Source organism: Halomonas sp. BC1 (assembly GCF_002078135.1).
GTDB lineage: Bacteria > Pseudomonadota > Gammaproteobacteria > Pseudomonadales > Halomonadaceae > Vreelandella > Vreelandella stevensii.
Genome location: NZ_LFGS01000004.1, coordinates 262974 through 272945, shown reverse-complemented (window position 1 = coordinate 272945; position 9972 = coordinate 262974). Strand labels below are relative to the sequence as shown.

Annotated in this window: 5 protein-coding genes; all 5 read left to right on the top strand. The window is 53.9% G+C overall.

All coding sequences use genetic code 11. From position 1 onward, the window contains the following. Positions 1 to 295: 295 nt before the first annotated feature. The 5 genes from B7L72_RS02790 (at position 296) to B7L72_RS02770 (ending at position 9960) form a co-directional block, all read left to right on the top strand. Positions 296 to 3577 (top strand): helicase-related protein, encoded by a 3282-nt coding sequence (locus B7L72_RS02790; protein ID WP_254893742.1) that lies wholly within the window; start codon positions 296 to 298, stop codon positions 3575 to 3577. A gap of 23 nt (positions 3578 to 3600) precedes the next feature. Further along, positions 3601 to 3972 (top strand): four helix bundle protein, encoded by a 372-nt coding sequence (locus tag B7L72_RS02785; protein WP_081136077.1) that lies wholly within the window; start codon positions 3601 to 3603, stop codon positions 3970 to 3972. Continuing rightward, positions 3969 to 4784: a DUF4391 domain-containing protein gene (locus B7L72_RS02780; RefSeq protein ID WP_081192406.1), complete on the top strand. Its 816-nt coding sequence runs from the start codon at positions 3969 to 3971 to the stop codon at positions 4782 to 4784. Before B7L72_RS02785 ends, B7L72_RS02780 begins: the two co-directional genes overlap by 4 nt. Before the next feature lie 7 nt (positions 4785 to 4791). Beyond that, positions 4792 to 6675, top strand: a complete 1884-nt coding sequence (locus tag B7L72_RS02775; RefSeq protein ID WP_254893741.1) for a site-specific DNA-methyltransferase — start codon at positions 4792 to 4794, stop codon at positions 6673 to 6675. Between the two features lie 156 nt (positions 6676 to 6831). Further along, positions 6832 to 9960: a type III restriction-modification system endonuclease gene (locus tag B7L72_RS02770; protein ID WP_081192404.1), complete on the top strand. Its 3129-nt coding sequence runs from the start codon at positions 6832 to 6834 to the stop codon at positions 9958 to 9960. Positions 9961 to 9972 lie beyond the last annotated feature (12 nt).

Sequence of the window (9972 nt, the reverse complement as noted above, 5' to 3'; positions counted from 1 at the left end):
GTGCTTTGTGCTTGTTTGGATTACGTTCGCCTACGCTTGATTTTTCTAGGCATAGAGCTTTGGCGGCAAACTCATAATCCCTTGGTCGTAGGTTCAAGTCCTACTGGGCCCACCATTTCTAAAGGTTTTGCTTTTCCTCGATAGTGATTTATTGATTTCTGGCTCCTTTTGCCATGTTTTGGCTCCCTTCTATTTATATCTTCTCTCATTTTTATTACTGTCTAACGGAAATGAATATTTAGTGCGTTAGTGGGCGTGACGAATAGTCGCCGATGTCTCGAAATCGACCCATACGGTGAAGACAGTGGAAATGATCGACAACATCAACCGTCTCTTGGGCGACGACCTCAAAGCGACCGTCACCCCAGGTGCCAGGCTGAAGATCGCCGCCTCCTGCTTCTCCATCTATGCCTTCGAAGCGCTGAAAAAAGAGCTGACTGGGGTGGAGAGCCTGCAGTTCATCTTCACCGCCCCTACCTTCGTACCCAACGAAGTCACGGACCGCTTGAAAAAAGAACGCCGGGAGTTCTTCATCCCGAAGTCCCAGCGCGAAAGTGGGCTATATGGCACCGAATTTGAGATTCAGCTTCGCAACAAGCTAACTCAGCGGGCGGTCGCACGCGAATGCGCGCAATGGATACGCCAAAAGGCCAGGTTCCGGTCTAACAAGACCAAGGCCCCCATGCAGCCCTTTGTGCATGTTGCCAACCGTGACCAGGCGACTGCCTATATGCCGGTCAATGGCTTCACTGCTGTAGATCTTGGTTACCAGCAAGGCAATGCGGTCTCGAACTTCGTCAATCGCATGGACGAGCCAGCCCATGCGCAGATGTACCTGCAACTGTTCGACCAGATCTGGGACGATCCGGAGAAGGTGGAGGACGTTACCGCTGCAATTTGCGACCATATCGAGTCGGTCTATCAGGAGAACTCCCCCGAGCGCATCTACTTCATCATGCTCTACAACATCTTCCGGGACTTTTTGGAAGATGTTGACGAAGACGTGCTGCCAAATGACCTCACTGGCTATCGCGATACGCTGGTGTGGAACAAGCTGTTCAACTACCAGAAGGACGCCGCCACCGGCATCATCAACAAGCTGGAAACTTATAACGGCTGCATCCTGGCCGATAGCGTAGGCCTCGGCAAAACCTTCACTGCCCTGGCCGTGGTCAAGTATTACGAGCTGCGCAACAAGTCAGTCCTGGTGCTATGCCCGAAGAAGTTGGCGGACAACTGGCGCAACTACAACAGCAACCTGACCACCAATATCTTCGCCAAGGACCGCTTCAACTATGACGTGCTCTGCCATACGGATCTGTCCCGCACCTCCGGAGAGTCCTTTGGCATCCCGTTGAACCGGGTCAACTGGGGCAACTATGACCTGGTGGTAATCGACGAGTCCCACAACTTTCGCAACAACGACGTCTACAAGGACCGCGAAACCCGTTACCAGAAGCTGATGAACAAGGTTATCCGCGCCGGGGTCAAAACCAAGGTGCTGATGCTGTCTGCCACGCCGGTCAATAACCGCTTTGTCGATCTGCGCAATCAGTTGGCGCTGGCCTACGAGGGGGAGTCCGATGCCCTGGGCAAGCACCTGAAAACCAACACCAGCGTAGAAGAGATTTTCCGCCGGGCACAGAAGGCCTTCAATACCTGGTCAGACTTGCCCCCGGAACAGCGCACAGCGGCGTCCATCCTCAAAGCCCTGGACTTCGACTTCTTCGAGCTGCTGGACTCGGTCACTATTGCCCGCTCGCGTAAGCATATCCAGACCTTTTACGACACCACCGACATTGGTCACTTCCCCGAGCGCCGCAAACCACTGTCGTTCCATTGCCCGATTACTGAACGTCAGGATGTGGCCGACCTCAACGAGATATTCAGCCAGTTATCGGTGCTCAAGCTCTCCGTCTACGCCCCCATCAGTTACATCCTGCCCAGCCGGTTGCGTAAGTACGAAGAGCTGTACGATACTCAGGTAGAAGGCGGCAGAGGCAAGCTGCGGCAGGTAGACCGTGAGCGAAGCCTGCAGGCCCTGATGACCACCAACCTGCTCAAACGTCTGGAAAGCTCAGTGGCCGCCTTCCGCCTGACACTGGCGTCGCTCAGCGGCAACATTACTCGCACGCTGGAAGCAATCGACGCCTTCGAGTCCAGCGGCAAAGCCGGTCAAGTGGGTGACTATCTGGACGATATCGACGCCTTTGACGGCGACGATGAAAGTTTCTCGGGGCTGGACGAATTTACCGTAGGCAAAAAAGTCCAGATCAGCCTGGCGGATATGGACCTGCCTTCCTGGCGTCACGACCTGGCAGCAGACCTGGCCTTGATCGACAACCTGTTGGAGTCCATGCGCCAGGTAACTCCAGCGGATGACAGCAAGCTGCAACACCTGCTCAAACTGATCAATGACAAGATCGACCAGCCGCTGAACCCCGGCAACCGCAAGGTCCTTATCTTCACTGCTTTTGCCGATACGGCCAATTACTTGTATGACAACCTTGCCCCGATGGCATTGAAGCGTGGGTTGCATGTCGGCAAGGTGACTGGCTCTGATGCACCCAAGTCGACGCTGCGCAAAGGCTATGACTTTCAGAGTCTGCTGACCCTGTTCTCGCCCCGCTCCAAGGAAAAGGCGATAGCGTTACCGGATGAGCCCAGCGAGCTGGATATCCTGATTGGCACCGACTGTATCTCCGAGGGCCAGAACCTGCAGGACTGCGACTACCTGATCAACTACGACATTCACTGGAACCCCGTGCGCATCATCCAGCGTTTCGGACGTATCGACCGTATCGGATCGCCCAACCAGCAGATCCAGCTGGTCAACTACTGGCCGGACATCAGCCTGGATGAATACATCAACCTCAAGGAGCGGGTAGAAAACCGCATGGTAATCGCCGATGTCACTGCCACCGGTGATGACAACGTGCTCACCGCCAAGTCCAGTGACATTGCCTACCGCAAGGAGCAGCTCAAACGTCTGCAGGATGAAGTCATTGAGCTGGAAGACGTCAAGGCCGGCATCTCGATTACCGACCTGGGTCTGAACGACTTCCGTATGGACCTGCTGAACTATGTGAAAGCCAACGGCGAGCTGGATAACGTGCCCTTCGGCATGCACGCCATCGTTCCAGCGCAACCAGACGTCGGCCTACTGCCTGGCGTTATTTTCGCCCTGAAAAACATCCACGACAGCGTCAACGTCAACCAGCAGAACCGCCTGCACCCCTACTACCTGGTGTATATCGGCACTGATGGTGAAGTCATTGCCGACCATACCGAGGTCAAGCGCTTGCTCGACCTGATCCGCAGTAGTTGCAAGGGCGAGGATGAACCCATCCGCGCCCTGTGCCAGCTGTTCAATGAGCGGACCCAGGACGGGCGCAATATGCAGCCCTACTCCGACCTGCTCAGCCAGGCCATTCGCAGCATGATTGAGGTGAAGGAAGAAAAGGACATCGACAGCCTGTTTGGCGGCGGCCGGACCACTGCACTGACCACCACGATACAGGGACTGGGTGATTTTGAGCTGATTGCGTTTTTGGTAATTATGAAGGATGAAGGATGAAGGATGAAGGAGAGGGCTGAAGGATGAGGGATGAAAAACCGGTGAGCGACTTGCGGGAGCGGACCAAGGCATTTGCGTTGCGGGTAGTGCGATTGTATGGAGCCTTGCCCAAGACAACTGAAGCGCAGGTGATGGGGAAGCAGGTGTTGCGTTCGGGTACGTCTGTCGGTGCACATTACCGAGAAGCCTGTCGTGCGCGCTCGGATGCCGAGTTTATCAGCAAGATAGAAGGCGGTTTGCAGGAACTCGAAGAAACCACCTATTGGCTGGAACTGCTGGTGGAAAGCAGTATCGTTTCCAAAGAGAGACTCAGCGATCTTATGGCCGAAGCCAACGAGCTCACGGCCATACTTGTCACCTGCGCCAAAAAAACCAAACAGCGGAGGACTGGATGACATCATCCTTCATCCCTCAGCCCTCAGCCTTATTATTCGCCTGGCCGAAACAGGCGGCCTTTGGCCGGGTGGTGCCCAAGAGCAAGATATACGAGCATGCTGCCGTCAGTGCCGCCCTCAAGGAACGCTTTGTCCAGCAGGTAGAGCAGATCAACTGGGCCTACAAACTGGCCCCGGAAACGGTCAATCTGCCAGCCACGCCTGCAGTGGCAGAAATCCAGGTGTTTCGCCTCAACCTCAAGGGGGCTAGTCTGGACCAGGACGTACTCAAGGCCATCGACCGTGCCATTCCATTTCCGCTGATCTTTGAGCTGGTACAGGGTGGACGTATAAAACTGGTTGCAGCTTATAAGCGACCCGCGCAGAACCCAAAAAGTGCCGCGGACAGTAGCCGCTGGGTCATGGGAAGCTACTTCGAAACGGACTGGCAGCCAGAGACCTCGCCACGCCAGCAGCTTCCGGTGGCACTGGATATGGCCGGGCTTTATGAGCAATTACTCAGCCCCCTGATTTTTGGGAAGGATGAAGGCGGAGGGCTGAGGGATGAAAAAACACCACACCTTAGCGATGTCACAGCAGCGCCCTATATGGTGGGCGCGCAAGGACTGCAAACCGGGCGGTTGACACTGGAACAGCGTATTGAGCTTGCCGAGGCCATCGCCAGCCAGCAGAAACAAGTCGAACGGATCAAAACGCGGCTGGGCCGTGAGAAACAATTCAACAAGCGCGTAGCCATCAATGCCGAGCTGCGCGATGCCAAACAGGAGCTGCAGCGGCTGATACAACAGCAGGCTGCCACACAGAGTCATTGAGAGAAAGATGATGGAAAAACTGAAAATGCACAGCCCGGATCTGAGCCAAGACAATATTGCAAAGATTCAGGAGTTATTCCCTAGCTGTGTAACGGAGGCACGAGATGAAGCCACTGGCAAGCTACGTCTGGCAGTGGACTTTGATCAGTTGCGTCAGGAGCTGAGCGACTCGATTGTGGAGGGGCCGCAGGAACGGTATCGATTGGATTGGCCGGGTAAGCGAGAGGCCCTCTCGGTTGCCAATGCTCCTATAGCTCGAACCTTGCGACCGAGCCCAGGAGAGAGTGTAGATTTCGAGCTGACAAAGAATCTATTCATTGACGGTGACAATCTTGAGGCGCTGAAGCTACTGCAACAGAGCTTTCTCGGTAAGATCAAAATGATCTATATAGATCCACCTTACAACACAGGGAATGACTTTGTTTACGCCGATAACTTTGCAGAGTCGATGCATGGTTTCTTGGAACGGTCAATGCAGTCTGATGAGAAAGGGAATCGACTGATCGCAAACACAGAAGCCAATGGAAGGTTCCATTCAGATTGGCTATCCCTAATTTATCCGCGTTTAAGGCTTGCACGAAACCTTCTGTCCGATGACGGTTTAATCTTCATTTCTATTGACGATGTTGAACTCGCGAATCTCAATAAGCTTTGCGATGAAATTTTTGGAAGCGAGAATTTCATTGGGAATTTCATCTGGGAGAAGCGTACCAATAGAGAAAATCGAAAAATTGTTTCATCCCGACATGATTATATCGTTTGCTACACGAAGTCTCGAAAGCCAGCCGTTCGACCAATAGCCCAACTTCCAATGTCGGAAAAGGCACTTGCAAACTACAAAAATCCTGACAATGATCCCCGGGGAGACTGGAAATCTGATCCCGCAACCGCTCAAGCAGGACACGGTACAAAGTCTCAGTTTTATACTCTTGAGGCGCCCAACGGAAAAAAACACGAGCTTGAAAGCGGAAGATGCTGGGTTTATACGAAACCCGAAATGGACAAGGCGATTGCAGAAGGTCGCATTTGGTTTGGCAAGGACGGGAATGGAGTGCCCCGTATCAAAACTTACCTTAACGCCAAAGAGCGTGGTTTAACTCCCGAGACAATTATATTCGCTGAGGATGCAAGCACGAATGAAGTCGCAAAGAATGCACTCAAGAATATGTTCGACGGAAAGGCGGTTTTTGAGACACCAAAGCCCGTAAACCTCCTGAAGCTCTTACTGCAAATGAGTTGTAAAGAGGGGACTGTGCTCGACTTCTTTGCCGGTTCGGGCTCTCTAGCACATGCTGTCATGGAGCTTTCCGCAACAGATGGGAAAAAGCGACAGTGTATTTCCGTGCAGCTTCCTGAGGTGACGCCTAGTGATTCAGAGGCTAGAAAAGCTGGGTACAAAACTATCTCAGCAATTGCAAAAGAGCGCATTCGGCGCGCTGGCACAAGAGCACTAGCAGGCGATTGCCACCCCGAGTGGAACCGCGATGTCGGCTTTCGCGTGCTCAAGGTCGACACCTCAAATATGAAGGACATCTACTACCGTCCTGATGAGCTGTCTCAGAGTGACCTGTTGGAAGCGGTGGACAACGTCAAACCCGACCGAACGCCGGAAGATCTCCTGTTTCAGGTGCTGGTGGACTGGGGTGTGGATCTGACCCTGCCGATTCGCCGCGAAACCCTGCAAGACAAAACCGTGTTCTTCGTCGATGACAACGCTCTGGTCGCCTGCTTCGATACTGGTATTACCGAAGAGCTGGTCAAGGAATTGGCCAAGCATGAACCTCTGCGCGTGGTGTTCCGCGACAATGGCTTTGTCTCTGATGCAGTAAAAATCAACGTCGAGCAGATCTTCCGCCAATTGTCGCCCAGCACTGAAGTGCGCTCCCTGTGACGGTAGTGATTGCTTAGCGATTGGTCCATTAGCAACTCACAGGGAAAACTTGTGAGTTGCTGCAATTGATGCCATGAGCTTGTTATAGAAGATCAGATGCTTTCTGCGCGACGGCGTGCAGAAAGCCTTGCAGAAAGAATGCAGAAAGAGAATGCCATGAAGCTGAAGTTTAAAACCCAGGCCTACCAGACCCACGCCGTGGAGTCCGTGGTCGACTGCTTTGCCGGTCAGCCCCTGCTCGACGGTTTGACCTACCGGATCGATCCGGGTCAGCGCGCGCAATCCAGCGCCTTTGACGAGGATGGCTTCAGGAATGCCGACATTGCCCTAAGCGAAGCACAGGTGTTGGAAAACATCCAGACGGTCCAACGACGCCAAAACCTGCCAGTTGCAACGTCGCTGACCGAGTTCACGACCTACGACAACAAGGGCAATCGGGTGCCCGTCAAGGCGGCTTATAAAAAGGACGCTCTGGCGGCTACGCGCATCCACCTCGACGTAGAGATGGAGACCGGCACCGGTAAGACCTACTGCTACATCAAGACGATCTTTGAGATGAACAAGCGCTATGGCTGGAGCAAGTTCATCATCATGGTGCCGTCCATTGCCATCCGCGAAGGGGTTTACAAATCCCTGCAGATCACGGCTGAGCACTTCACCGAGAGCTATGGCAAGAAGGCGCGATTCTTCATCTACAACTCCAAGCGACTGCATGAATTGGAAAGCTTCTCGTCGGATGCCGGTATCAATGTGATGGTGATGAACATCCAGGCGTTCAACGCCCGAGGCGCAGACAACCGGCGTATCTACGACGAGCTGGATGACTTTCAATCTCGCAAGCCCATCGATGTGATCGCCGCCAACCGCCCCATCCTGATTCTGGATGAACCGCAGAAGATGGAAGGCAAAGCCACCATGGAAGCTTTGCCCCAGTTCAAGCCGCTGATGATTCTGCGGTATTCGGCCACTCACCGAACCCAGCACAACCGTATTCACCGCCTGGATGCGCTGGATGCCTACAACCAGAAGCTGGTCAAGAAGATCGCCGTGCGTGGCATCCAGACGCGGGGGCTGGCTGGCACCAATGCTTATCTGTATCTGGAAGGCATCGATATATCCAGGCAGGCGCCAGTTGCCCGTATCGAGCTGGAGGTGAAACTCAAGTCCGGTGAGATCAAGCGTCAGCTACGCCGCTTGCAGTTTCGCAATGATCTGTTTGCCGAGTCCGGCGAGCTGGATCAATATCGTGACGGCTTCACCATCAGTCAGATCGACGCCACCACCGACACTGTGGAGTTCACCAATGGCCTGGTATTGAAGGCCGGTGAAGCCAGCGGCGATGTGTCCGAGCGAGATATCCGACGTATTCAGATTCGTGAAACCATCAAGGCCCATCTGGATCGGGAAAAACAGTTGTTTGCCCAGGGCATCAAGGTGCTGTCGCTGTTTTTTATCGACGAGGTAGCCAAGTACCGCGACTATGATAAGCCTGATGAGCGAGGCGAGTATGCACGAATTTTCGAAGAAGAATATGAGCAGCTGAAGGACGAATATCTGTCTGAGCTGGCAATCGATAATGAAGCCTACCGGCAGTACCTTGACGATATCAACCCAGCAGCCACACACAACGGTTATTTCTCCATCGATAAGAAGACCAATCGTCTGAAAGACCCTAAAGTTGGAGCGCGATCGGTTGATTCTGACGATGTGGATGCTTATGACCTGATTCTGAAGGACAAAGAGAGCCTTTTGGCGCTCCATACAGGAGCAGATGATGCAGAAACCAGAGCTAAACGAAAGGTCAGATTTATCTTCTCCCACTCGGCCCTGCGCGAGGGCTGGGACAATCCCAACGTCTTTGTCATGTGCATGCTCAAGCACAGCGACAACACCATCTCACGACGCCAGGAAGTGGGGCGCGGGTTACGCTTGTCGGTGGATCAGCACGGTGACCGCATGGATAACCCCGCCGTGGTTCACACCATCAACGTGCTGACCGTGATTGCCAGTGAGAGCTACAAGGATTTTGTCGCCGGTTTACAACAGGAGATAAGTGAAACCTTGAGCGCACGGCCGCGCCAGGCAACCGAAGCCTATTTCACCGGCAAGCAGCTGACGACCGAGCAAGGGCCGGTGGACGTCACCCCCGCTATGGCCAAGCAGATATACCGCTACCTGGTGAAGAACGACTACACCGATGAAACCGACCAAATAGCGCCGACTTACCACCAGGCTAAAGAGCAAGGCGCCTTAGCCGACTTGCCTGATGACCTGAAGCCCTATGCCGATCAAGTATTTGAGCTGATCGACAGCGTATTCAGCGACGCCCAACTGCCTAAAATCGAGGATGGCCGCAAGCCGAAAACCAACCCCCTAAACGCCAACTTCGACAAAAAGGAGTTCCAGGCGTTGTGGCAAAGGATCAATCGCAAAGCGGTGTACCGTGTCGACTTCGACTCGGATGAGCTGGTCCGCAAGTGCATCGCAGCCCTGGACAAGAACCTGCGTGTCACCCCGCTTCAATACACCGTGCAAAAGGGCATCCAGCATGATGGTCTGACAGATGAGCAACTGAAGCAGGGCGATGGCTTCAAGGTCGAGGAAACCGCGACGGAATACGGCGACTCAATCCACTCGCGGGTCCGCTATGACCTGCTCGGCAAGGTAGCCGAAAACGCCCAGCTGACCCGCCAGACAGCAGCCAGGATACTGCAAGGTATACAACCCGCTGTATTCCAGCAGTTCCGGCAAAACCCTGAACACTTCATCGCCGAGGCATCCCGGTTGATCACCGAACAGAAGGCCGCGATGGTCATCGAGCGTTTGGCCTACGATGAAGTGGACGAGCGTTACGATGTGGATATCTTCACCGCCAACCAAACCGGACAAGACTTCTCCCGGGCCACGCAAAAGCTCAAGAACCACATCTACGACTACGCCATCACCGATTCGGAGATCGAGCGTCGTTTTGTCACCGAACTCGATACCAGCAGTGAGGTAGTGGTTTATGCCAAGCTGCCAAGGGGCTTCCTGATCCCAACGCCGGTGGGCGACTACAACCCCGACTGGGCCATCTCTTTCCGTGCCGGCAGTGTGAAGCACATCTACTTCGTTGCTGAGACCAAAGGCACTATGTCATCCATGAAGCTGCGCGAGATCGAACAGAAAAAGATCGACTGCGCCCGCAAGTTCTTCGACGAGATCAGCCAGCAGGTGACCGAGGATAAGGTGAAATACGATGTGGTGACCGACTATGCCAAGTTGATGGATGTGGTAGGTCCGTAAGCTGCTCGAGGG

What these genes read in the sequence shown, in the direction of transcription:
- B7L72_RS02785 (WP_081136077.1), top strand. Translation starts at nt 3,601, where the DNA reads ATGAGGGATGAAAAACCGGTGAGCGACTTGCGGGAGCGGACCAAGGCA.
- B7L72_RS02780 (WP_081192406.1), top strand. Translation starts at nt 3,969, where the DNA reads ATGACATCATCCTTCATCCCTCAGCCCTCAGCCTTATTATTCGCCTGG.
- B7L72_RS02775 (WP_254893741.1), top strand. Translation starts at nt 4,792, where the DNA reads ATGATGGAAAAACTGAAAATGCACAGCCCGGATCTGAGCCAAGACAAT.
- B7L72_RS02770 (WP_081192404.1), top strand. Translation starts at nt 6,832, where the DNA reads ATGAAGCTGAAGTTTAAAACCCAGGCCTACCAGACCCACGCCGTGGAG.